The 21465-nt window shown below is 60.6% G+C and carries 22 protein-coding genes; 7 read left to right on the top strand and 15 right to left on the bottom strand.

Features of this window, described 5'->3' with window-relative positions:
• The first annotated feature begins 156 nt into the window (after positions 1-156).
• The gene (locus MRY75_RS07660) at positions 157-1155 is read left to right on the top strand and encodes an asparaginase (RefSeq protein ID WP_292306629.1); all 999 of its coding nucleotides are present in this window, start codon (positions 157-159) and stop codon (positions 1153-1155) included.
• On the opposite strand, the gene serB is transcribed toward MRY75_RS07660, so the two are convergent.
• From serB to MRY75_RS07640, 4 genes are all read right to left on the bottom strand, one after another.
• A complete protein-coding gene (gene serB, locus MRY75_RS07655) occupies positions 1127-2017 on the bottom strand; it encodes a phosphoserine phosphatase SerB (RefSeq protein WP_292306625.1) in 891 nt (296 codons plus the stop codon). The genes MRY75_RS07660 and serB overlap by 29 nt on opposite strands.
• Positions 2018-2296: 279 nt before the next feature.
• A complete protein-coding gene (locus MRY75_RS07650; protein ID WP_292306623.1) occupies positions 2297-3322 on the bottom strand; it encodes a site-specific integrase in 1026 nt (341 codons plus the stop codon).
• Positions 3323-3494: 172 nt separating this feature from the next.
• Positions 3495-4115, bottom strand: a complete 621-nt coding sequence (locus MRY75_RS07645) for a MerR family transcriptional regulator (protein WP_292306621.1) — start codon at positions 4113-4115, stop codon at positions 3495-3497.
• Between the two features lie 44 nt (positions 4116-4159).
• The gene (locus MRY75_RS07640; RefSeq protein ID WP_292306619.1) at positions 4160-4420 is read right to left on the bottom strand and encodes a hypothetical protein; all 261 of its coding nucleotides are present in this window, start codon (positions 4418-4420) and stop codon (positions 4160-4162) included.
• Between the two features lie 89 nt (positions 4421-4509).
• On the opposite strand from MRY75_RS07640, the gene MRY75_RS07635 reads away from it, so the two are divergent.
• On the top strand, positions 4510-4731 hold the full coding sequence (locus MRY75_RS07635) for a helix-turn-helix transcriptional regulator (protein ID WP_366934917.1): 222 nt from the start codon (positions 4510-4512) through the stop codon (positions 4729-4731).
• 377 nt (positions 4732-5108) lie between these two features.
• On the opposite strand, the gene MRY75_RS07630 is transcribed toward MRY75_RS07635, so the two are convergent.
• From MRY75_RS07630 to MRY75_RS07590, 9 genes are all read right to left on the bottom strand, one after another.
• Positions 5109-6161 carry a hypothetical protein gene (locus MRY75_RS07630; RefSeq protein ID WP_292306617.1) on the bottom strand — a complete coding sequence of 351 codons (1053 nt, stop codon included), beginning with the start codon at positions 6159-6161 and terminating at the stop codon, positions 5109-5111.
• Positions 6162-6163: 2 nt separating this feature from the next.
• A complete protein-coding gene (locus tag MRY75_RS07625) occupies positions 6164-6706 on the bottom strand; it encodes a hypothetical protein (protein WP_292306615.1) in 543 nt (180 codons plus the stop codon).
• 2 nt (positions 6707-6708) lie between these two features.
• Positions 6709-7317: an HK97 family phage prohead protease gene (locus MRY75_RS07620; protein ID WP_292306613.1), complete on the bottom strand. Its 609-nt coding sequence runs from the start codon at positions 7315-7317 to the stop codon at positions 6709-6711.
• Positions 7317-8573 carry a phage major capsid protein gene (locus tag MRY75_RS07615; RefSeq protein WP_292306612.1) on the bottom strand — a complete coding sequence of 419 codons (1257 nt, stop codon included), beginning with the start codon at positions 8571-8573 and terminating at the stop codon, positions 7317-7319. Before MRY75_RS07615 ends, MRY75_RS07620 begins: the two co-directional genes overlap by 1 nt.
• Before the next feature lie 9 nt (positions 8574-8582).
• A complete protein-coding gene (locus MRY75_RS07610; protein WP_292306610.1) occupies positions 8583-8834 on the bottom strand; it encodes an HNH endonuclease signature motif containing protein in 252 nt (83 codons plus the stop codon).
• Between the two features lie 68 nt (positions 8835-8902).
• On the bottom strand, positions 8903-9241 hold the full coding sequence (locus tag MRY75_RS07605) for a hypothetical protein (protein WP_292306609.1): 339 nt from the start codon (positions 9239-9241) through the stop codon (positions 8903-8905).
• A complete protein-coding gene (locus MRY75_RS07600) occupies positions 9232-10764 on the bottom strand; it encodes a terminase large subunit (RefSeq protein WP_292306607.1) in 1533 nt (510 codons plus the stop codon). The genes MRY75_RS07605 and MRY75_RS07600 overlap by 10 nt, the downstream gene beginning before the upstream one ends.
• A gap of 213 nt (positions 10765-10977) precedes the next feature.
• Positions 10978-12048, bottom strand: coding sequence for a helicase RepA family protein (locus tag MRY75_RS07595; protein WP_292306605.1), 1071 nt, complete (start codon positions 12046-12048; stop codon positions 10978-10980).
• Positions 12045-12842: a bifunctional DNA primase/polymerase gene (locus MRY75_RS07590; RefSeq protein ID WP_292306603.1), complete on the bottom strand. Its 798-nt coding sequence runs from the start codon at positions 12840-12842 to the stop codon at positions 12045-12047. Before MRY75_RS07590 ends, MRY75_RS07595 begins: the two co-directional genes overlap by 4 nt.
• 340 nt (positions 12843-13182) lie before the next feature.
• On the opposite strand from MRY75_RS07590, the gene MRY75_RS07585 reads away from it, so the two are divergent.
• A complete protein-coding gene (locus tag MRY75_RS07585) occupies positions 13183-14337 on the top strand; it encodes a phosphoserine transaminase (protein ID WP_292306601.1) in 1155 nt (384 codons plus the stop codon).
• A gap of 89 nt (positions 14338-14426) precedes the next feature.
• Positions 14427-16022, top strand: a complete 1596-nt coding sequence (gene serA / locus MRY75_RS07580; RefSeq protein ID WP_292306599.1) for a phosphoglycerate dehydrogenase — start codon at positions 14427-14429, stop codon at positions 16020-16022.
• An 84-nt stretch (positions 16023-16106) separates the two neighbouring features.
• Here serA and MRY75_RS07575 read toward each other — a convergent pair whose 3' ends face one another.
• On the bottom strand, positions 16107-17117 hold the full coding sequence (locus MRY75_RS07575) for a cytochrome d ubiquinol oxidase subunit II (RefSeq protein WP_292306597.1): 1011 nt from the start codon (positions 17115-17117) through the stop codon (positions 16107-16109).
• Between the two features lie 3 nt (positions 17118-17120).
• Positions 17121-18506, bottom strand: coding sequence for a cytochrome ubiquinol oxidase subunit I (locus tag MRY75_RS07570; protein WP_292306595.1), 1386 nt, complete (start codon positions 18504-18506; stop codon positions 17121-17123).
• Positions 18507-18817: 311 nt separating this feature from the next.
• Here MRY75_RS07570 and MRY75_RS07565 point away from each other — a divergent pair, with 311 nt between their 5' ends.
• The 3 genes from MRY75_RS07565 to smpB all read left to right on the top strand — a co-directional run bounded on the left by MRY75_RS07565 (position 18818) and on the right by smpB (position 21426).
• Positions 18818-19252 carry a universal stress protein gene (locus MRY75_RS07565; protein WP_292306594.1) on the top strand — a complete coding sequence of 145 codons (435 nt, stop codon included), beginning with the start codon at positions 18818-18820 and terminating at the stop codon, positions 19250-19252.
• 20 nt (positions 19253-19272) lie between these two features.
• Positions 19273-20817 (top strand): sodium:alanine symporter family protein, encoded by a 1545-nt coding sequence (locus MRY75_RS07560; RefSeq protein ID WP_292306592.1) that lies wholly within the window; start codon positions 19273-19275, stop codon positions 20815-20817.
• Positions 20818-20952: 135 nt separating this feature from the next.
• Complete coding sequence (gene smpB, locus MRY75_RS07555; protein ID WP_292306590.1) at positions 20953-21426, top strand: SsrA-binding protein SmpB; 474 nt, start codon at positions 20953-20955, stop codon at positions 21424-21426.
• Positions 21427-21465: the final 39 nt, after the last annotated feature.

The raw sequence follows: 21465 nt of genomic DNA, 5'->3' as shown, positions 1-21465 counted from the left end.
TGTCCTTAGCCTCAACACGTTTCTGCGTCACAGTATGGGGTTTGTCCCACTTATGTCACTGCAACTTTGCCCTCGACGGCGTGAGAATAGCCTGATTTACGGGGGTCTTTAAAGCCCAATTGGCAGTTTTTTGCCCAATGAGACAGGAGGGAACCCATGGCACAGCCTGTTGCGCTGGCAGAGGTCTGGCGCGGTCCGTTTCTTGAGAGCCATCATTCCGGTCACGCGGTGATCTGCGACGGATCGGGTCAGATCGTGTCGGCCTGGGGTGATCCCGATGCGGTCGTGTTGCCGCGCAGTTCGTCGAAGATGATCCAGGCGTTGCCGCTGCTGACGTCGGGGGCTTCGGATGCGCGGGGTCTGACCACCGAACAGCTTGCGCTGGCTTGCGCGTCGCATCAGGGTGCGCCGATCCATGTGGAGCGGGTGAACCGCTGGCTGGCTGATCTCGGGCTGAGCGATGACGATCTGTGCTGCGGACCACAGGTGAGCCGGGACACCGACCTGAAGATCGAGATGATCCGCGCGCATGAATCGCCCTGCCGTGTTCACAACAACTGTTCCGGCAAACACGCGGGGTTCCTGACACTGACGCAACATCTTGGCGCAGGGCCCAACTATGTCGACCCAGACCACGCGGTCCAGAAGGCGTGCCTTGAGGCGTTTGAAACCGTCACCGATCAGACCAGCCCGGGTTTCGGGGTCGATGGCTGTTCCGCGCCGAACTTTGCCACCACGATGCATGGCATGGCGCGTGCGATGGCGTGGTTCGCGACAGCCGGGCAACGGTCGGACAGCATGAGCACCGCTGGGGCGCGGCTGGTCGAGGCGATGCACACCCATCCGGAACTTGTCGCAGGTGAGGGAAGGGCCTGCACGCGGCTGATGCGGGTCGCCAAAGAGCCGGTTGCTCTCAAGACCGGGGCAGAGGGGTACTTCATCGCCATCCTGCCGAAGCAGGGGCTGGGTGTCGCGGTGAAAGCCGCCGATGGTGCGACCCGTGCCGCGGAATGTGCGATTGCCGCGATCCTCGTGAAGCTGGACGTGCTAGATGCCGACAATCCCGAAGTCAAAGCCTTCCTCACGCCGACCATCCACAATTGGGATGGCCTGGTGACCGGAGAGATCAGGCCAGCGCCGGGGCTTCTGGCGTAATGAACTCGGCGCGGCTGTAGCCCTGCAGGAACAGCAGGGCCGTCAGGTCACCATGGTTGATGCGCAGCTTGGCCTGTGCCTGCACGCTCGGTTTCGCGTGCAGCGCCACCCCGGCACCGGCCCGTTGCAACATGCCAAGGTCATTGGCCCCGTCGCCCACGGCAAGCACATCGGCGTCGGTCAGCCCCAGTCGCGCGGTAATTTCTTCAAGGGCGGTGACCTTGGCTTCGCGGCCCAGGATCGGGCGGGCAACATCGCCGGTCAGTGTGCCGTTCTCGGCAAGCAGGGTGTTGGCGCGGTTTTCGTCGAATCCAAGCGTGGCCGCGACGCGGGCGGTGAAGGCGGTGAACCCGCCCGACACCAGCGCGGCATGCGCCCCGTTTGCCTTCATGGTGGCCAGAAGCGCAGGCCCGCCGGGCATCAGGGTGATGCGGGTGGTCAGAACCTCGTCGATCACCGACTCGGGCAATCCCTTGAGCAGAGCGACCCGTTCGATCAAAGCGCCTTCGAAATCCAGCTCGCCGTTCATCGCGCGGGCGGTGATCTCTTTGACATGGGCACCGACACCCGCCACGTCGGCCAGTTCGTCGATACATTCCTGCTGGATCATGGTGCTGTCCATGTCCGCCAGCAGCATTTTCTTGCGCCGGGTCGCGCTGGGCTGGATCGCCAGATCGACGCCCTGATCCTGTAAGGTGGTCCAACTGGATTCGGCTGTTTCAAGCACCGAAGGCATGTCGAATTCCGCCGCCTCGTCCGGCGAGAGCCAGACCAGATCACCGCCGCCCCAGGCATTGCGCAGCGCTTCGGCAAGCGCGGGATCGAGCGTTCCGGGACGGGCGATCAGGGTGGCGGTGTACATGGCATGCCTCCAGACAGGATTTGCGGCGATGTATCGGCGGTCCGACGAAAAGGCCAGATGGAAGAAGGGCGCAGGCATCTTCTTCTCTTTCCAAATACGCCCTCAATGCGTCGCTGGCCGCCGCGACATATGCCGAAAAGACCCAAGTTTCCGATCCGCAACGCGCGACGCCTGCGAAACTTCAAATGCGTCACATTGGTCGCATTTTCCGACTTGCGCGGCGCACGCGGCCCGCTTAAACGCGGCGGTGGGACACCCCTCCCCAACGAGGGTAAGCGGTCATGCGCGTTTTTTCCTTTTGTTTGAGTTAGTTACGTCACCAGTGTTTTGACCTTGTGTCACTGGTGTGTCAAAAACCGCGTCTGTCACGGTCTTATCGTCAAGGGCGTGAGCGTAGGTGCGCAGCACTGTTGCGGCGTCCTTCCACCCACCAGCCTTGGCAATAGTTTTCACGTCGATGCCCTTGCGCATCATCGTCGTCGCAAAGCCGTGACGGCAACAATGCGGTGTCAACGGCTCGATCCCGGCGCGCGCTGCCACGTTGTTCCAAACCTTCGTCACACTGCCCCGACCGGCGTAGCCAAACACCAGATCGTCAGGGGCACGATTCGACGGGATGTTGCGTAGAGCGGTAAGCACCTGTTGCGGCAAGTGAGCCTTGCGCGTGTCGTCAATCTTGGTCTGGTGGATTGTCGCCTTGGCATTGTCCAAATCAACGTCAGACCATATGAGTGCGGTTGCTTCACCTACGCGCGCGCCCGTGCCGAACATGAACACTGCCATCGCCGCCAAATGAACAAGACCATCTTGGCAAGCCTGAGAAGCGAAGGCATTAACCCACGCCAGATCAGCCGGGACTTTCGTCTTTGCATTGACTTTGTAACGCTTGGCCTTAATCGGACTACACCAGCCCCGTTCGGCGCAGAGATTGATTGCTGCAATAGTCGGGGCAATCACTTGGCGGTTCCATGTCGCGCCAGTACAGCCGGGATAGATTTTCGGCGCTGCCCGGTGGATCATGTCCGGCGTGATCTCGGACACCAGCTTGTTGCCCCAATGAGCGTTCAGCTTGGCAACAAAGCGGTCTTCGCCGCCGCCGTCCAGGTATGCAATGAATGCTTTGGCCATGGTCAACCGTGCCCCCGGCCCATCGAAACGACATTGCCACGCTTCGGCCTCTTTTTCCGCGCGGATGCGTTCGGCGATTTTCTTGTCAGCCGTGCCTGTAGAGCCTCGGAGTCGCCTACCGGCAACCGTTCCTCGGTAGTGCCAGATTTGGCCCCGGCGGTAGAGTGTGAGCGACATTCCATTGCCTCCATGAAGGCGTCAACGTGATGTTCCCGCATTATGACCCGCGCGCCGATCTTCGCAAAACACCCAAGCGCCCGAACCTCATCACGCACGAAACGCTCGGACGCGCCGAGATGCGCGGCGAGTTCCTCAGGCGTGGTGTAGAGGGGCAGGGCCGGACGGGACATTATGCACCCTTCGGCGTTTGCTGTGGACGGTTCTCGGAAAGCGCTTTCGCAACTTCTTTTCCGCGCGTGACTTTCTCGCCCCTTTCTGGGTAATGCTCGAGGTTGCTTGAGGATGCAGTGAACACAGCTTCCTTCAAATCAACAGGCATTGACGAGAACATCTCAGAGATATTGAAAACCTCGGCTCTTATGAAGCCTTTCGGTGCGCTGGCGAAGGATCTCAGCTTTAGTACGCTTTGGTGTCCTCCGGGATAATGACCGATGAAAATGCATTCATCACCCAGATCAATTTCGCTTAAGGCGTAATCGTAGTGTTTGATACCAAGCTTAAATTTCGCCAGTGAAACGCTGGAAAGAACGAAGTACGCAACACCCCTTGCGCGGGAAAACTCGGCCAGATCGTTCAGGTTTTTAACAACCCAAAGCGCAGTCAGATCAAGAACGGAGTATCGCCAGACTTTGTTTTCGCCCTGCTCTCCGTAGTTGATTAGCAAACCACGTCGCCTCCAATCTCTCAGATTGTGAGCCGAAATGCCCACGACAGAGCTCACCTCTGAAGCCGAATATTCGGCCAGATATTTCGGCAACTGCCGTGGCATATCATCATCGCGTGTGAACATCTCACGACATTGGTACTGTGAGATGTTCACACGGTCAACACTTTTCATTCACCCCAATGCCCGCGCCACTCGACATTGGCCGCGCTGCACAACGCTTGCAGATCAGCTTTGCTTACAATCTGATAATCTTGGTGATGGTGCGGAACGACAGAAGACAAAAGACGCTCCACATGTTCGGCGACTGAGGGTGTGGTACTGGTCATTGCCGCTGCACTCATTGGCGCAAGTACAGCAGGTGCCAGTCCTGCAACAAAGGCTCGACGGGACAAAGCGGGGTTGTTCGCGCAGGCGCGGTCTTTGGACATTGTCATGTTCTCCGATTGTGTTACTGTGATAGCAGGGCTACCATTGGAGCCTATTAACAGTCAAACAAAAAAAGTAGCGAGGCTACCAAATGAACGCCACACAATGCAAAATGGCCCGCGCGGCAACAGGACTAGGCTTGCGCGAGTTGGCAGACATGGCGGGCATTTCGCCCAATACCATATCCCGTCTTGAACGTGGCGAAGAATTGAAGCCCGCCACGGTCCAGATCATCCGCACGGCCCTTGAACAAGCCGGGGTAGAATTCATCGCAGAGAATGGCGGCGGCGCTGGCGTGAGGCTTAAAAAATAGCCCGCGAGCCTCGTGGATTTCGTCGCGGCGAAGGCCAAGGTCTGCATTTTCGGCGTCGCGCAAGCGGCGATAATCTTTCAAGGCATCTTTTCCGCCTATGTCGTCCGGTGAAATCAAAGGGGCATCGCTTCCCCTTTGATCTGACTTTCGGTCTCCACCACGCACAGGTGCTTCGCCGCGTTCCTGCGCAGCGTCGTATTCCTCCGCCAGTGGCGGTCGGATCAAAAATAGCCCGTGGCGAAACACCAGACGCCACGGGCCAGCACCGCGCCCAAAGGAGGATGGACCGTGCAATGTCGGGGTTTATCCACTCACCGACTAACGAGGTTGCTTTGGCGTCTGACCACAGGGCGCAACCTGCCCAAGCGCGCAGAAGGCTACACGCTATCCCAGTCCACCAGCTTCATGGCAGTGTCAGGATCAACACCCGCCTCTTTCGCCAGTGCCAGTGTTTGAACGATTGCCGACAGGGCACGAGCACGGCCACCAGCGTCGAAGGCTTGCAGCGGCCGCATCACGTCCAGGGCGACAGGCGCTCCCAGCTTGTCGGACGCCTCTTGCGCAATCATGGCCGCCACCGGCATAAGCGCCCACTGCGCGAGATGCCGTTGCGCCTCGCGCACCATGGGCCCGGTTGTGGAAGGATTGCTCAGGCCGGGCAGGACGCCATACACCATCTCGATTGATGCCCGCGCCGATGCCAGAGACTCCTTGGTCATAGACCGCGACAAGTCCGGGCTAATGTCGTTCGGCTTTAAATCCGTCTGAGGCGCAGGACCGCCCGCCGCCGCCACGTGCACCGACTCGCGCACGAGCACCTTGCCGCGAAACTGGCGGAACCCACGGGCCAGATCGTTCATATCGGTTTCCGGTTGCTCAGGCATGGGAATGACCGACGATCCCAGCGGCGCATTGGCGTACACCTCCTGCAATGCCATCTCGATCACTTGCAGCAAGCCCGCCGTCAGCCGTGCCCGTCTAAGTGGCGATTGACCGACATACGGCATGTTCACATCTGCGCCGATCCTGAAATGCAGCACCTCAGCCGCCAGCGCCGTGACCGACTTGCCGCCGCCGGTATCTGGCAGGCCCAAACGGTAGGCCACAGGCCGGGTAAAGCGCGTCGTCAAATCCCAGTCACTCGCAGGAATGAGCCGATCACCAGCCATGTAGAAGACACACTCACCTCGGAGCGCCAGAGCACGCGCTGCAAGCGCAAGGTGGAACGGGGTCAGCATGTCGGTGCCGTCCACATCGGCAAGGCTTAGACCGCCCTCCCACAGGCTCACACAGCCTTGAACGGTGCCCGTGAGTTCGGCAACACCGTCAACGCCCGTGATGTAATCGGCGCGCGCCTGCATCACTTGCGTTGTGTATCCGGTGCCGCTTGAACGGGTTTCGATCTTCTCTTTTCGTTTGAATGGCCACATCCTCAGGCCCTCCGATATGGGCGCAACAGATCAGCCGCGCCGCTATTCTGCATTGCGCGCGCCATCCATGCGGGGTTGCGTGTGACACTTGTTTCCAGATCGCCCAGACGTTCGGAAACCGAATTCGCCCCGGCCCGGTCGTCACAGTCGGCGTAGTACGATGCCAACCGCTTGAACGCCTCAAAGACAGCCGCAGGCACGTCGCCAGCGTTTGCACCGACAGTGCCAGTGAAGCGGAAAAGCCCCGCCTGAGTCAGGCGATAGCCGCCATATGGCGAGGCGTAGACGGTCGCTGACACCCATGCAGTGCCGTTCCACATTTCCTCTGCTGTCACTTCAAGCGGGGCCAAGTTCGGGCACCAATCGCCGTCACCTTCAACAATCCAAATCACTTGGCGCGGGGTCCATCGGTGCGCAATATAAGCCTCGATCCGCGCCCAGATCATGTCAGGATCAAGCGCCGCCGCCTCAGCCGATAGGCCAGACGGTGCCGCCGGATATGCCGTCGGGACCGCCTCGAATTGTTTGATCAGATCAATCGTCATGGTCACGCCCTCCACCGGGCAGACGGATGAACGCGCACGGGCAGGATCACCCGGCCAGGTTGCCAGTTGCGTTCTTCAATTTGGGTTTCATCATAGGCGGGTCGCGTCACAACGCTGATCTCGTACAGCAGCGCCGCGAGGATCGTTCGGATCAGCGCCATGCCCTCCGAAGGGTCCTCCTCTTCCACCCTCTCAGCCTCAGCTACTGCGCGTTCTGGCGGTATCCGAAAGCCGGGACTGATACCGACGATCAGACCCGCGCGGAAAGCCGCGAGAAAGTCGCGCACAAAACTGACCTCTTGCATTTCCTCAGTGATTGACGCGGTGAATGTCAGAGCATCGTCACTGTCTTTCAGGTCCAGTGTGCCAGCCCCGCGCGATGCAAGGGGCCGGTCATAGCTATGCCCGATCAACAGGTGGATGTCCTCGTTCGGACGCTCCACCCGATAGGCGAATGCGCGTGAGGCGATAACCTCTTTGCGGGGTCGCCCGGTCCTGCCACCATCGGACAGGACCGCGCGTTTGTTGTAAGGGAACCGGCCTTGCAGCGTCAGAGCGCCGGATGCCCGTTTGCGTAGTTCCAGACCGCCATCTGCAAAGCCGGTCAGCATCACTGCACCCCGGTCAGGATTTCAAGTTGCACACCACGCGCCACAGTCACGTCCATTGTGGTAAGCGCGGTCAGGCGAAGTTGACCGGATTTCGCATCGCTGAACGGATCGCGGATCATGTCCACCGCTCCCCACATGCCGCAGAAGACAGGCGCCACACCGTTGGTTGCCGTCGTCAACAGCGCCGTGCTCTCCACCGGGGGACCGCCAGCGGGGGCAAGGATGCCGTTGGTTGTCAACACTACGTTGCCGATCTTGGCGGTAAGCCGATCCCATTCGGAAACAGCCGTGCCCGTCAACAAGTCGTCATCCATGCCGTCAAAGACTTCAGGACGCAGCAACAGATTGATAGCACCCAAGCTATTCGCCGCGTTCGCCGTCATGAAACGCACAGCCGCCGCACGAAACGCCGCATAGGACGCCGCCGCGTCAATCGCCGTCTCAGTGATGCCGTAGGTGGACGCGCCCGGAAAGATGCCCAAAGGCTCACCACCAGACCCGGAACCTTGGAAGATAACGCGGTCAACCTCTTGCTGGATTGCCGCTGACATATCCCGACGAACGGCTTGTTCCAAACCTGCGCCCGCCTGCTTCAAAGCCTTGCGCGTGATTTTCATCTGGACGCCAAGCGTGTAGTCAGGACGCATGGGACGATCAACAGTTGTATAGGCTTGCGGCCCCGGAACGTCGCCAGTCTCAGACCCAGCCCAGCCCGGTTGTGCGCCACCAGTGCCGACGGGATATTCAATCTCACCCGTGCCAACTTGGATCATACGCGCGCCCATGCGAGTCGCCGACGATGCCGCAAACAGACGATCAATCGTCGGCATTGTGCGGATAGGGTCAGGCACACCGCCCGCCAGTGTTTCACCAGCGCGTGTTTCCAGAGCCTCAAGCGGAACCGGGATGCCTTGGAAACCGCCGGCGCTCCGAAGTTCCTCCACCACTTCAGCCGTTTGACCCGACAGGGCGCGGCCTTCGTCCAGGGCAAGCGCCACTTGACGGACTTCAAAGCGAGATGCCAGTTCGGACCACTCACGATCAGAACGTGTCTCAAGTTCTGCTCCAGCCTCGCGGCGTTCGTCGTCTTCTGCCACCAGCGCCGCCCGATAGCGGGTTTCGTTGGACCGATATTCGGCGTCCAGTGTTTCCATGGAACGGGTTTCGTCTTCAGTCGGTTTATCCTTGCCCACCAGTTCCGCCAATTGCTGGCGAATTTCACTCTGGCGACGTTGGATTTTCACAGAATCAAGCATGATGTTCTCCTATTGCTCGATAGGGTTTCGCTGCATATCGCGCAGCAGATCGCGCCATTGCTGGCGTTTTGGGGTCAGGGCTTTGTGGCCCACCTCAATTCGGGTTTTCCTCGCGTGGCAGGCTCCACATAGGATCTGCAAATTGCTCAGGACGTAGGCCAGTTGCGGATGCGTCTTGACCGGCTCGATATGATCGCACTCAAGGCCCTTGCGCGTTCCACACTGGACGCAACGCCAGTCGTCACGCTCAAGCGCCTGCATTCTGAGCGCCTTCCACCGGGGGCCGCGAATGATCTTGGCGCTATGCCGCGCGAATTCACTTCTCTTGCTCATCGGCGCACCTGCAATTCGTGGTAGAGCACAATGTTCGCCTTGAACGCGGTCTTCACTGAAATAATCGAATACTCATTTTCTCCGATCAGAAGTGTATCGGCGTTCGTCGGTACGATCTCAGAAGGGGCCATGTAGACGCGCATCATCTCCTCGGAGATAGCCATGTTCGCCCTTTCTTCATGCGTGTAATCCGTCAAAGCGACAGCTACGGTGTGCTCCGTAGGTTCGCCTGGAATAGGCGCAAAGACCGGCCCCGTTGGCTCACCCGGTTTGACGATTTTTCCAACTTGCCCGAATTGATATATCAACCGATGGGCGGCGTATTTCAGCCCCATGCTACTCTCCCCGAATGTGGTTTTGGCGCGCGCTTCATGCGCTGCCCTTGAGCGACGGCAACAACGGTTGCGGCCACCGGGTCCACCCGGCCCGTACTGCGCCCCGCCGCCAGCTTGTGATTGCCAGCCGGGTCAACAAGTGTGATTGCGTCAGCAAAGGCAGATCGCAGTAGCAGGGACGGCACCGTGCGCACCTGCCCCTCAAAAACTGCGCGCCGCGTCCGTTCGATGTCCTCGGAGCCGTCTTTCCATCCGAACCCGCGCCAAATGAACGGCACACGCTCTAGACCCGCGTCTCGCAGCGCCTCAAGAAACTCAGCATGGCGGAACCGATCACCCGCGATTGCCGCCGGGGCTTGCCCGTTCAACCGCTCGACAACGCTGGCAAGGAACCGACCCACGGGCACGGTCGTGTCACCCATGGTCACGAGTTCTCCTCGGTCGCGCATCTCGACATAGCGGCCAGACACGCCGTCAGCTTGCCCACGATCCGCAAGACCGGGATTGCAGGGGAAGGCCCCGACACATTCCAAGCGGCCCGTCTCTGGCCAGTAGAGCGCCGCCGCCGACATGCTGCGCGACCCGCCAAGGTCCACACCCATGACAACTGGACCCTCACGCACGGGCAGATCGTCAGGCGCGACCTCGCACCCAAGCCATTCGTCAACCGTCAGAAGGACAGAGCGATTGTCGGACGCGACACGCTCGTTCCGGTTCAGGTTGCGGAAACTGGACAGGGCAGAGCCGCCACGTGCAATCGCCCGCCGTGCCTGCGCCGTAAGCCATTCCGCAGAAGGTCCGATGCCCTCAGCCGCGCCGGGGTTCGCCACCAGCAGGCTTTCCAGATCGTCAGGGGGCAAGCCGGGGTCCGGGCGGTGTTCCTGCACATAGGTGCCGGGTGGCGGTTCATCCAACCACCTGCTGAAGGTGTTTGCGTCATCCGGTGCCGACGTTGAAATAATCAACGCCCGCCCGTCACGCTTGCCAAGACCCGACAAGATCGCGTTCTCCAGAGCATCGCCCTTTTCGCGTTCCCATGCCGCCCGTTCGTCCAGAATGGCCAGCGTCGGAGCGCCGCCAAGAATTGACTTGCCATCCGCCGCGATAACCCGCGCCAGACCGCCGCCGTTTTCCGCCGTCTCGACTTCCAACTTGCTGCCCCGCCGGATCGTGAATTGTGCCTGCTCATCCTCTGGCAGACCTTCGATGAAACCCAGCAGAAACCCGAAAGCAGTCTTGGCTTGGTCGCGGTTACGAGCCGCGAAAATGATCTCGCGTTTCGGCTGAGGCGCAATCTCGCCCATGAGATGCCCAAGCGCGATGCCAGCCGAAAGCGCCGTCTTTGCGTTGCCGCGACCGATCGACAACACCCCGGCCTCGATGCCATCGGCGAAAGCGCCGCGTACAAATTCTTTCTGATACGTGGCCAGCTTGACCCGCTTGCCAGCAAGACGGCCCTCAGGGACCACCAGCTTGGGAAGGAACCGCAGTGCCGCCGCCGCCTCTTTCGATGCCCTGGCCATCAGCTATCCTCCCCAGATTTTTTTGGGAGAGAGAAAGGAAGACCCCGCCCCGCGGCCCCCCCAGCACCTCCAATCTGGGGCATTGGGACCAGATCAGCGTCCATCGTCGCCAGCGTCACAATCGTCACACCTTCTAGAGGTGTGTGACGTTCGTGACGGTAAATCTGGCCTGCACTTGTGACGCACTGTGACGGCTTGTGACGTTCGTGACGGTCAATCATCATCCTGAACCCTCCAAACATGGTCGCCCCACTCGCGCACCTCATCCATGTCCATCAGCTTGACCTTGGCGCGCATGAATGCAGTTCGAGCCGCGCTATCGCTGACACCCTTCGTCAATCCGTGGGCGTCACAGGCCGCGCGCCAATGATCCACGTGCACAACCTTCCGATTGGACGGATACATTTTGCCCGTTCTCGTCTCGCCATGGTCGCGCAAGGCGTCTTGCAGCGCCTGCATTGCCACCTCGTTCTTGCCAGTCAGGGGCTTGCGTTCTTTCTTGGGCGGTTCGGCTTCATCCACCACGGCGCTTGTCACGGGGTCGCCGTCTTCATCGACACCCAGCACCACAGACCGCAGAGTGAAATGTAGCGGTAAAGGCGGTTCTTGATCGCGTTGCTTGCGAGATATGATCTCGCCATCGGCGGTAACTTGTATCTCGTTATCCACCGCCGCCCGCAGGGCAGACGAACCACGTGCGCCCCGGTCCTCATCCTTGCCGGTGTGGTGGATCACCATGACATGAGCGCCTGTTGCCTCGCGGATCAGGTCGCAGTTGCGCACGAACATGGCCGCGTCTTTCGCGGTGTTCTCGTCGCCGGTGCCCATAGACCGCGCGAGAGTATCAATCACGACAAGGGCAGGATCTGCATCAGGCATGATCTCGCAAACTGCAAGCGCATCGCCCTGCCCATGCAGGTCCAGCCCGACAGGCAAGAGCGTAAACGGCGCATTGCGCATATCCGGCTTGTCACGCTTGATCGCTGCAAGGCGGTTGCGGATGCCCGCCCCGCCCTCAGCCGCGATGTATAGAACCGGTCCGCCGTTCACCCGCAAGCCGCGCCACGTCTGGCCCGCCGCGATGTGCATGGCAATGTCTAAAGCCACGAACGTCTTGCCCGCGTTGGACGGCCCGTAGAGCATCGAAAGGCAATTTCGGTCCAACCAGCCCTTGACCATGTAGTTACTGGTCAACACCGCCTCGATTGCCCCAAGGCTCACGAGGCGGTTTTCAATCTCGGACGCGCGGGACCGGCGCATATCGCCCATGTTAATCACAGTCATGCCGCCCACCTCCGCGCAATGTCAGAGAGGTCAGCCCCGTTCTGGCGGGCCAGCGCCGGGATGGTCGCCCAGGACACGCCGCAGCGCTTGAAGCTGCGCCACTTGGCGGCAACCTCGCCCTTGCGATACTTGGACCCGCCCGCGCTCCACCGATCCGCAAGCGCCAGCCCTTCCTCAGAGCCGCCGTAGCGGTCGTGCAGCGCCATGAGGACGGACACCCAATCCTGATAGGACAGGTCCGGTGAAATGTGCCCCAGCAGTTCCTCAACCTCGCCCGTGGGGGTCAGGCGGTCAAAGGTCCGCTGGGGCGCGGTCGGCGTGTGCAGCAGCATCGCCCGCAAGCCCATCGGGACAGGGGGCAGGACTTCGGGAACGCTGCCGACATAGAAGCCGCCCGCAACCTGAGAGCCGGGGGCGACCACGTAGCCGCCTTCCCCGCGAGTGTCGATCTTGGGACCGATCTTGGACGTGCTGTTGCGCGCCCCGTCGAAGTGCTGGCAGTAGATGTGCCGCCCACCTGAGGGCGTGGCGACAAAGGCATGGTCATACAGGTCCGCATAGCGCGGCAGTGCCAGCAAGCTATCGCGCCCTATCCGCTCGCCCGTGTCCTTGTCCACGTCCAGGTCGATCACAAACAGACCGTTGCGCGCGCCGGTCGGGATGCCCCATGCCCGGACGCCTTGCGCCTGCCATTCGGCGATGGTCTCAGGGTCGCGGGTCGCGGCCTCTTGCCAGCCCTTGATTAGCGGGGCCTTGTCAGGCCCCACCGGGAAGATGTTGAACGGGATCGTCATACCGCCACCCCGCAGAAATGCCGCAGGATTATGGCTGGCGCACCGGCCCAAACCGGGCTATCGTGTCCGGGAAGTTGGGTAGCTTCACATGCGCTTTTAACCCCGGTTGCGATTGCCGTCGCGCCGGGGTTTTCTTTTGTGAGCGCGGGAACATTGGCAGAACCTGCTGTGTCAGTTTTGTGCCAATCGGAAACATTTGTTCCTGCATCGTTCTGCAAAAGACTGCATTGGTCTGCATGATAGGGCGTTTTATTACTTGCATATTTTCTTGGGATTCGGGTATCCGATTCGTGGGACACCCCTCCCCAACGAGGGGCGCTTATCTGGAAGGGTAGCTAAAATGGCTATTGCACAACCGGCATCGCGGCCGGTCAATCCGCGGTTCTCCTCTGGCCCCTGTGCCAAACCCCCCGTTTACAAACTGGAAAATCTCGCCGACGCGCCGCTGGGTCGTTCGCACCGCGCTGGTGTCGGCAAGGCCAAGCTGAAAGCCGCGATCGAAGAGACACGCGCGCTGCTTGGCGTGCCCGCCGACTATAAGATCGGCATCGTTCCCGCGTCCGATACCGGCGCGGTTGAAATGGCAATGTGGTCGCTTCTGGGCGCACGCAAGGCCACGATGGTCGCCTGGGAATCCTTTGGTGCTGGCTGGGTCACCGATGTGGTGAAACAGCTCAAGATCGACGCTGAGGTGAAAACCGCAGACTACGGTCAAATCGTCGACATGGCGACGGTCGATTACGACACCGATGTCGTGTTCACCTGGAACGGCACCACCTCCGGCGTGCGGATGCCCAATGGCGACGCGATCCCGGCGGACCGCGCCGGTCTGACGATCTGTGACGCCACATCGGCAGCGTTTGCGCAGGACTTGCCGTGGGACAAGCTCGATGTGACGACTTTCTCGTGGCAGAAAGTGCTGGGCGGCGAAGCGGCGCATGGCATGCTGATCCTGAGCCCCCGTGCCGTTGAACGGCTCGAATCCTACACACCGGCATGGCCGATGCCCAAGATCTTCCGCATGACCAAGGGCGGCAAGCTGATCGAAGGCATCTTTGTTGGTGAGACCATCAACACGCCGTCCATGCTCGCGGTCGAAGACTACCTTCTCGCGCTGGACTGGGCGCGGTCGGTTGGCGGTCTCAAGGGCCTGATGGCGCGGGCGGATGCGAACGCCAAGGCTGTCTGGGATTTCTGCGAGGCGAATGACTGGATCGCCAACCTTGCCGAAGATCCGGCCACACGGTCGAACACCTCGGTCTGTCTGAAGTTTACCGATGATCGCATCACCGATGGCGCGGCATTCGCCAAAGCGGTCGCCAAGCGGCTCGAGGCCGAAGGCGTGGCGCTGGACATCGGCGCGTATCGCGATGCGCCGGCAGGTCTGCGAATCTGGTGCGGTGGCACGGTCGAAACGGCGGACATCAAAGCGATGTTGCCGTGGCTCGACTGGGCGTTCCACGCCGAGATCGAGGCGCTCGCCCAGGCTGCGTGACGCGCGCCGGGCTGAAGCCCGGCCTCCCCAAAATGCGTAGGGCGGGCATGTGCCCGCCACCCCTCCCATATTTTCAAAGGACCACTGACATGGCCCCCCGTGTACTCATCTCTGACAAACTTTCCGATGCCGCCGTCCAGATCTTCAAGGACCGTGGGATCGAGGTCGATTTCCGCCCCGAACTGGGCAAGGACAAGGACAAGCTGGCCGAAGTGATCGGCGAATATGATGGCCTTGCGATCCGCTCGGCCACCAAGGTCACGCCGACGATCCTCGAGAACGCGACCAACCTCAAGGTGATCGGCCGCGCCGGGATCGGCACCGACAACATCGACAAGGACGCCGCCTCTAAGAAAGGCGTGATCGTCATGAACACGCCCTTCGGCAACATGATCACCACCGCCGAACACGCGATTGCCATGATGTTCGCCTGTGCGCGTCAAATCCCGGAAGCGTCTGCTTCGACCCATGCGGGCAAGTGGGAAAAGTCGAAATTCATGGGTGTGGAACTCACCGGCAAGACGCTGGGCGTGATCGGCGCGGGCAATATCGGCGGTATCGTCTGTGATCGTGCCCGTGGCCTGAAGATGAAGGTCATCGCCTACGATCCCTTCCTCGGTGAAGACAAGGCCAAGCAGATGCAGGTCGAGAAGGTCGAATTCGACGACCTGCTCAAGCGTGCCGATTTCATCACCCTGCATGTGCCGCTGACGGATCAGACCCGTAACATCCTGAGCCGCGAGAACCTCGAGAAGACCAAGAAAGGCGTGCGGATCATCAACTGTGCCCGTGGTGGTCTGGTCGATGAAGAGGCGTTGGCCGATCTGCTCAAATCCGGCCATGTGGCAGGTGCCGCGTTCGACGTGTTCAGCGAAGAACCCGCCACCGAGAATCCGCTCTTCAACCTGCCCAACGTGGTCTGCACCCCGCACCTTGGCGCGGCAACCACCGAAGCGCAGGAAAACGTGGCGCTTCAGGTGGCCGAGCAGATGGCCAACTACCTGCTGACCGGTGCTGTTGAAAACGCGCTCAACATGCCGTCGGTGACCGCCGAGGAAGCCAAGATCATGGGCCCGTGGATCAAACTAGCCGATCACCTGGGCAGCTTTATCGGCCAGATGACCGACGAGCCGATCAAGGCGATCAACATTCTTTACGACGGGTCCGTCGCGCAGATGAATCTAGATGCCCTGAACTGTTCCGCGATTTCGGGCATCATGAAGCGGGTCAATCCGGACGTGAACATGGTCAGCGCGCCGCTTATCGCCAAGGAGCGCGGCATCAAGATCAGCACCACCAATCAGGCGAAATCCGGTGCCTTTGACGGCTACATCAAGGTGACCGTGGTGACGGCGGAACGCGAACGCTCCATCGCAGGCACGGTGTTCAGCGACGGCAAGCCGCGCTTCATCCAGATCAAGGGCATCAATATCGACGCCGAGATCGGGGCGCATATGGTCTACACCACGAACGAAGACGTGCCGGGCATCATCGGGACGCTGGGCATGACCATGGGCCAGAACAACGTGAACATCGCGAACTTCACCCTGGGCCGCTCGGCTGCAAAGGGTGAGGCGATTGCGCTGCTGTACGTGGACGAGCCGGTGCCCGCCAATGTGGTGGACAAGCTCAAGGCGACGGGCCTGTTCCGGCAGGTCAAACCGCTGCAGTTTGACGTCGCCTGATCCGTCAGGCACCACCGATCCGGTAGACTTTGAGGGGGCCCCGCGGCCCCCTCTTTTGTGCCCGTATAGCAGCGGTGCGCGCCGCTACTCGTAGCTGAGCGCCGTCGCCTTGCCCCGGAACACCGTGTAGGCCAATGCTGTGTATCCCAGGATCATCGGCAGCACGAAAAGTGTGCCGATCAGGATGATGAACAGGCTTTCGGGCGCGCTGGCCGCTTCGTAGATCGTCAGTTGTTCCGGCACGATGAACGGGTAGAACGAATAGGCCATCCCGAAAAAGCCCAGCACGAAAAGCACGATGGTTGCGGCGAAGGGGAACCACGCAAAGCTGTCATCGCTGGTGGGCAGGCGGTGGAGTGCCAGCCACAGGAGCACGATCAGAGCGCCGGACATGAGAGGCAAAGGCAGCAGCAGGAAGAACTCGGGCATCGTGAACCACTTGTCGAAAATGCGCTCGCTGACCAAGGGTGACGCCAGCGAGACCGCGCCCATGCCCAGCACGACACCCCAGATCCCGCCTTTGGACCATTCGACCGCTTTCAGTTGCAACGCGCCTTCGGTCTTCAGGATCAGCCAGGTTGCGCCGATGAAGCTGTAGGCCACGGTCAGGAACACAGCCGTCACTGCCGAGAAGGCCAGCGTAAAGGCCGTCACCTCCAGCCCCATAATGTACATGCCCAGCATGTAGCCCTGGCTGAGCGACGTCATCATCGAGCCGATGTAGAACGCGGCATCCCACGCGCCCTTGTGCCGGATCGGCGCCTTGACGCGGAACTCGAACGAGACACCACGCAGGATCAGGCCAACCAGCATAACGGCAACGGGCAGATAAAGTGCGGTCAGGATCGTACCATGAGCCGATGGGAAGGCCACCAGCAGGATGCCGATGGCCAGCACCAGCCAAGTTTCGTTCGCGTCCCAGAACGGGCCGATGGAGGCGACCATGCGGTCTTTTTCATCGGGCGCGGCGAAGGGGAACAGAACCCCCACGCCAAGGTCGAACCCGTCAAGGACGACGTAGATCAGGATCGACAGCCCAAGCAGCGCGGCGAAGGCGAGGGGCAGCCAGGTGGCCGGGTCTCCGAACAGGTCCATGGCTTACTCCGCCGCAACAGTGACTTGGGCTTCGCCTGACACCGGTACCCGAGGGCCAAGCGGTTCGCCCTTGGCTGCCTTGCGGGCAAGGTAGAACAGCACGCCGATATAAGCGGCAAGCAGCGCAGCATAGATCGCCAGGTATACGATCAGGGTCGAGGCGACCATCGGGGCAGGCACATCGGCCACGGCGGCTTCGGTCGTCAGCACGCCTTGCACCAGCCATGGTTGGCGGCCAATCTCGGTCGTGTACCACCCGGCCAGGGTGGCGACCCAGCCCGAGAAGGCCATCGGCACCATCGCCCAGAGCAGCGGTGTCGGCAGGCCTTCGACACCGCGCTTCTTGCGGGCCATGAAGAACACGGCGGACCAGCTGAGCAGCAGCATCGCCATGCCTGTCGCCACCATGATGCGGAAGCTGTAGAAGACAGGGGCCACCGGCGGGTGCATCACGGTGCCGTCTTCCGCCACAAAGTCGTTGAGCCCCGGAACAATCCCGTCCAGCGAGTGCTTGAGGATCAGCGACGCCCCATTCGGGATGCCGATCTCGAAATCGTTGGAACGTGTTTCCTCGTTCGGGATGGCGAACAGCACCAGCGGCACGTTCGGCCCGGTTTCCCAATTGCCCTCCATCGCCGCGACCTTCTGCGGCTGATGTTCCAGCGTGTTCAGGCCGTGGAAGTCGCCTGCAAGAATTTGCAGCGGGATCAGCACCGCACCGATGGTCATCCCGGTCTTCAGCGTGGCGCGCACGCCATTCGACCGGTCGCCGATCAGCCAGCGGAACGCGCTCAGACCGGCCAGCAGGAACGCGACGGTCAGGCCAGAGGCGAGCAACATGTGAACAAGGCGGTAGGGCATCGACGGGTTGAAGATGATCGCCCACCAATCGGTCGCGAACGCCACGCCATCGCGCATCTCGAACCCGGCGGGGGTGTGCATCCACGAGTTCAGGACAAGAATCCAGAAGGCGGACATGGTGGTCCCGAACGCCACAAGGAAGGTGGACAGCGTGTGCAGCCAGCTTGGCACTTTTGACATGCCGAACAGCATGATCCCAAGGAACACGGCTTCGAGGAAGAAGGCGGTCATCACTTCATAGGCCAGAAGCGGGCCTGCGATATTTCCGACGCTTTCCATGAAACCCGGCCAGTTGGTGCCGAACTGGAACGACATGGTGATGCCCGACACCACGCCCATCGCAAAGCTGAGCGCAAAGACCTTGACCCAGAAGCGGTAGGCTTCGACCCATTTCTGGTCGCCGGTGCGGGCAAAGCGCAGCTTGAAGAAGAGCAGCACCCATCCGAGGGCAATCGTGATGGTCGGGAACAGGATGTGGAACGAGATATTCGCACCGAACTGGATGCGCGAGAGGATGAGTGTGTCCATGAGAGGCCATCCTTTGAAACACGTTTTTCTGTTGTGGCATAAGATAGGTCACGGATGCAGGTTTCCTGTCGCCTGCGACAGCATTGCGCACCAGCCTCCCGATGGCGGCTGATGGTGTGCTCGCTCTGCGGTTGTGCATTGCTCAAAATATCTGCACGGCAGGACATTTTTGCGCAATTGGCTTGTTTGGTAAAAGATATTTGCGGCGTTTGCGTCTTGATCGGCAGGAAAAGAGGCAAATAGACTTTCTGCAACATGGTATTTTGTGAAGACCGGCAGCGAGACCGGGAACAGTTCACAAGGGGGACATCATGTCTGAGAAATTCGTCGTGGGATACGACGGGAGCGAAGTTGCAAAACGCGCTCTTGATTTCGCCGTCGCGCGGGCCGAGGCCCAGGGCGGCAGTATCCTGATCGTTCACGTGCTGGAATGGTCGCCATATTCTTTTCTGACACCTCAAGAAATCGAAGAACGCCACGCGCGCCGTACCGAGGAACTGGAACGCGCTGAAAAAGCACTGATGGCACCGCTGAAGGCCACCATCGCCGCAGCGGGTGTGCCGGTGGAAACCCAGATCAAATACGGCCACGTCGCCAAGACGCTCTGCGAGGTCGCCAAGAAGGAAGGCGCCACGCAGATGGTCATCGGCCGCGATGGCGATGGCGGACTGTCGAGCCGCGTGTTCGGGTCGGTCGCCGGGTCTCTGGTTCAGGTCGCCCCGGTGCCCTGCACCATCGTTCCATAACCGCAGAGGAAACCCATAAGATGACACGTCTTTTTCCAACGGCGGTTCTGGCCGTCCTTTTCACCTTGTCCGCAGCCGTCTCGGCCTCGGCCCAATCCATCGACGAAACGATCAACAGCATCTTCGCCAGTTCGACCGGCTGGTTCGTCAACCTGATCTTCAGCAACTTTCCCGGCACAAGCTTTCCATGGATCGTCGGCTGGCTGGTCATCGCCGCAACCGTCTTCACCGTCTATTTCGGCGTGATCCAGTTTCGCGCCTTCGGCCATGCCATCGCGCTGGTCAAAGGCGATTACTCGGACCCCAATGATGCCGGCGAGGTCAGCCACTTTCAGGCGCTGGCCACAGCCCTTTCGGGCACCGTGGGTCTGGGCAACATCGCGGGTGTCGCTGTGGCCATCGGCATTGGCGGGCCGGGGGCGACGTTCTGGATGATCCTTGCCGGTCTTCTGGGCATGGCGTCCAAATTCACCGAATGTACGCTGGGCGTGAAATACCGCAACGAATACCCGAACGGCACTGTGTCCGGTGGTCCGATGTACTACCTGACCAAGGGCTTTGCCGAACGCGGCATGCGGGGGGGCAAATTCCTTGCGGTGATGTTCTCGATCTTCTGCATCCTTGGCGCGCTGGGCGGGGGCAACATGTTCCAGGCCAATCAAGCACACGCGCAGTTGACCAACGTGTTCGGCGATTATCCCGGTTTCATCACCGGTGTGATCTTTGCGGCGATCGTGTTCGCAGTGATCGTGGGTGGCCTGAAATCCATCGCGCGGGTGACCGAAAAGGTCGTGCCCTTCATGGGGATCATTTATGTCGGCACCGCACTCATCATCATCGCGATGAACTATGACAAGATCGGCTGGGCCATCGGCCAGATCTTCGCCGGGGCCTTCACCGGGCTTGGCGTGGCGGGCGGGCTTGTCGGCGCGCTGATCCAGGGCTTCCGGCGCGCCGCGTTCTCGAACGAGGCAGGTGTTGGGTCTGCGGCGATTGCCCACTCGGCGGTGCGCACGAAAGAGCCGATCACCGAAGGCTTCGTGTCCCTGCTGGAACCGCTGATCGACACGGTCATCGTCTGCACCATGACGGCTCTGGTGATCATCATCACCGGTCAGTTGATCTCGGATCCGAACACCGGGCTTTACGTGCTCAACGAAACGGGCACCGCGATCCAGACCGTGGGGGACAATTCCGGTGTGGCCCTGACCTCGGCGGCGTTCTCGTCGTCCATCGGGGGCTTCAAGTATATCCTCGCGCTGGCGGTGATCCTCTTTGCCTTCTCCACCATGATCTCGTGGTCCTACTACGGGCTGAAGGCATGGACCTATCTCTTTGGCGAGGGCAAGGCGCAGGAGCTGACCTTCAAGTCCATCTTCTGTGTCTTCGTGGTGATCGGCGCATCTGCCAGCCTTGGCCCCGTCATCGACTTTTCGGATGCGGCGATCTTTGCGATGGCGGTGGTCAACATCATCGGTCTCTACGTCCTGATGCCCATCGTGAAGCGAGAGTTGAACAGCTACTGGTCGCGTCTGAAGTCCGGCGAGATCAAGAAGTTCACCTGATCCGTTTGTGAACCTGAACTGCACAAGGGCGGGCCATCTGGTCCGCCCTTTTCCGTGATCGCCGCGCAAAAGCGGTTTCAAAAGTCACGTGACATCTTATATCTACCCCTCTCGCGGGCAAAGGAGACCGCAGCGATGGCCAAGCCGAAGGACAATCCGAACTACAAGGTGATCGCCGACAACCGTCGGGCGCGGTTCGACTATGCCATCGAGGACGATCTCGAAGCGGGGATCGTGCTGCAGGGCTCTGAAGTGAAGTCCCTGCGCGAGAACAGCGCGAACATCACCGAATGTTACGCGGCCGTCGAAGAAGGCGAGCTGTGGCTGGTGAACTCGTATATCGCGCCCTACAATCGCGCGATGTTCCCGCATGAGGAACGCCGCCGCCGCAAGCTCTTGGTGTCACGCAAGGAATTGTCGCGTCTTTGGAACGAGACCCAGCGCAAGGGCATGACCATCGTGCCGCTGGTGCTCTATTTCAACGACAAGGGCATGGTGAAAATGAAGCTTGGCATCGCCAAGGGCAAGAAGAACCACGACAAGCGCGAATCCGAAGCCAAGCGCGACTGGAGCCGCCAAAAGCAGCGTCTTTTGAAAACCGCAGGCTAGGGCCGGGTGGCTTTCCGTCGACGGAAAGCCACGATGCGT

Origin of the sequence: Marivita sp., assembly GCF_022763305.1 — a bacterium.
Classification (GTDB): domain Bacteria; phylum Pseudomonadota; class Alphaproteobacteria; order Rhodobacterales; family Rhodobacteraceae; genus Marivita.
Note: the sequence above shows the minus strand (reverse complement) of the source record. Positions and strands in the feature narration are given on the sequence as shown.

Coding starts and splice junctions, on each gene's coding strand:
- MRY75_RS07660 (WP_292306629.1), top strand. CDS start 157: ATGGCACAGCCTGTTGCGCTGGCAGAGGTCTGGCGCGGTCCGTTTCTT.
- serB (WP_292306625.1), bottom strand. CDS start 2,017: ATGTACACCGCCACCCTGATCGCCCGTCCCGGAACGCTCGATCCCGCG.
- MRY75_RS07650 (WP_292306623.1), bottom strand. CDS start 3,322: ATGTCGCTCACACTCTACCGCCGGGGCCAAATCTGGCACTACCGAGGA.
- MRY75_RS07645 (WP_292306621.1), bottom strand. CDS start 4,115: ATGTTCACACGCGATGATGATATGCCACGGCAGTTGCCGAAATATCTG.
- MRY75_RS07640 (WP_292306619.1), bottom strand. CDS start 4,420: ATGTCCAAAGACCGCGCCTGCGCGAACAACCCCGCTTTGTCCCGTCGA.
- MRY75_RS07635 (WP_366934917.1), top strand. CDS start 4,510: ATGAACGCCACACAATGCAAAATGGCCCGCGCGGCAACAGGACTAGGC.
- MRY75_RS07630 (WP_292306617.1), bottom strand. CDS start 6,161: ATGTGGCCATTCAAACGAAAAGAGAAGATCGAAACCCGTTCAAGCGGC.
- MRY75_RS07625 (WP_292306615.1), bottom strand. CDS start 6,706: ATGACGATTGATCTGATCAAACAATTCGAGGCGGTCCCGACGGCATAT.
- MRY75_RS07620 (WP_292306613.1), bottom strand. CDS start 7,317: ATGCTGACCGGCTTTGCAGATGGCGGTCTGGAACTACGCAAACGGGCA.
- MRY75_RS07615 (WP_292306612.1), bottom strand. CDS start 8,573: ATGCTTGATTCTGTGAAAATCCAACGTCGCCAGAGTGAAATTCGCCAG.
- MRY75_RS07610 (WP_292306610.1), bottom strand. CDS start 8,834: ATGCAGGCGCTTGAGCGTGACGACTGGCGTTGCGTCCAGTGTGGAACG.
- MRY75_RS07605 (WP_292306609.1), bottom strand. CDS start 9,241: ATGGGGCTGAAATACGCCGCCCATCGGTTGATATATCAATTCGGGCAA.
- MRY75_RS07600 (WP_292306607.1), bottom strand. CDS start 10,764: ATGGCCAGGGCATCGAAAGAGGCGGCGGCGGCACTGCGGTTCCTTCCC.
- MRY75_RS07595 (WP_292306605.1), bottom strand. CDS start 12,048: ATGACTGTGATTAACATGGGCGATATGCGCCGGTCCCGCGCGTCCGAG.
- MRY75_RS07590 (WP_292306603.1), bottom strand. CDS start 12,842: ATGACGATCCCGTTCAACATCTTCCCGGTGGGGCCTGACAAGGCCCCG.
- MRY75_RS07585 (WP_292306601.1), top strand. CDS start 13,183: ATGGCTATTGCACAACCGGCATCGCGGCCGGTCAATCCGCGGTTCTCC.
- serA (WP_292306599.1), top strand. CDS start 14,427: ATGGCCCCCCGTGTACTCATCTCTGACAAACTTTCCGATGCCGCCGTC.
- MRY75_RS07575 (WP_292306597.1), bottom strand. CDS start 17,117: ATGGACCTGTTCGGAGACCCGGCCACCTGGCTGCCCCTCGCCTTCGCC.
- MRY75_RS07570 (WP_292306595.1), bottom strand. CDS start 18,506: ATGGACACACTCATCCTCTCGCGCATCCAGTTCGGTGCGAATATCTCG.
- MRY75_RS07565 (WP_292306594.1), top strand. CDS start 18,818: ATGTCTGAGAAATTCGTCGTGGGATACGACGGGAGCGAAGTTGCAAAA.
- MRY75_RS07560 (WP_292306592.1), top strand. CDS start 19,273: ATGACACGTCTTTTTCCAACGGCGGTTCTGGCCGTCCTTTTCACCTTG.
- smpB (WP_292306590.1), top strand. CDS start 20,953: ATGGCCAAGCCGAAGGACAATCCGAACTACAAGGTGATCGCCGACAAC.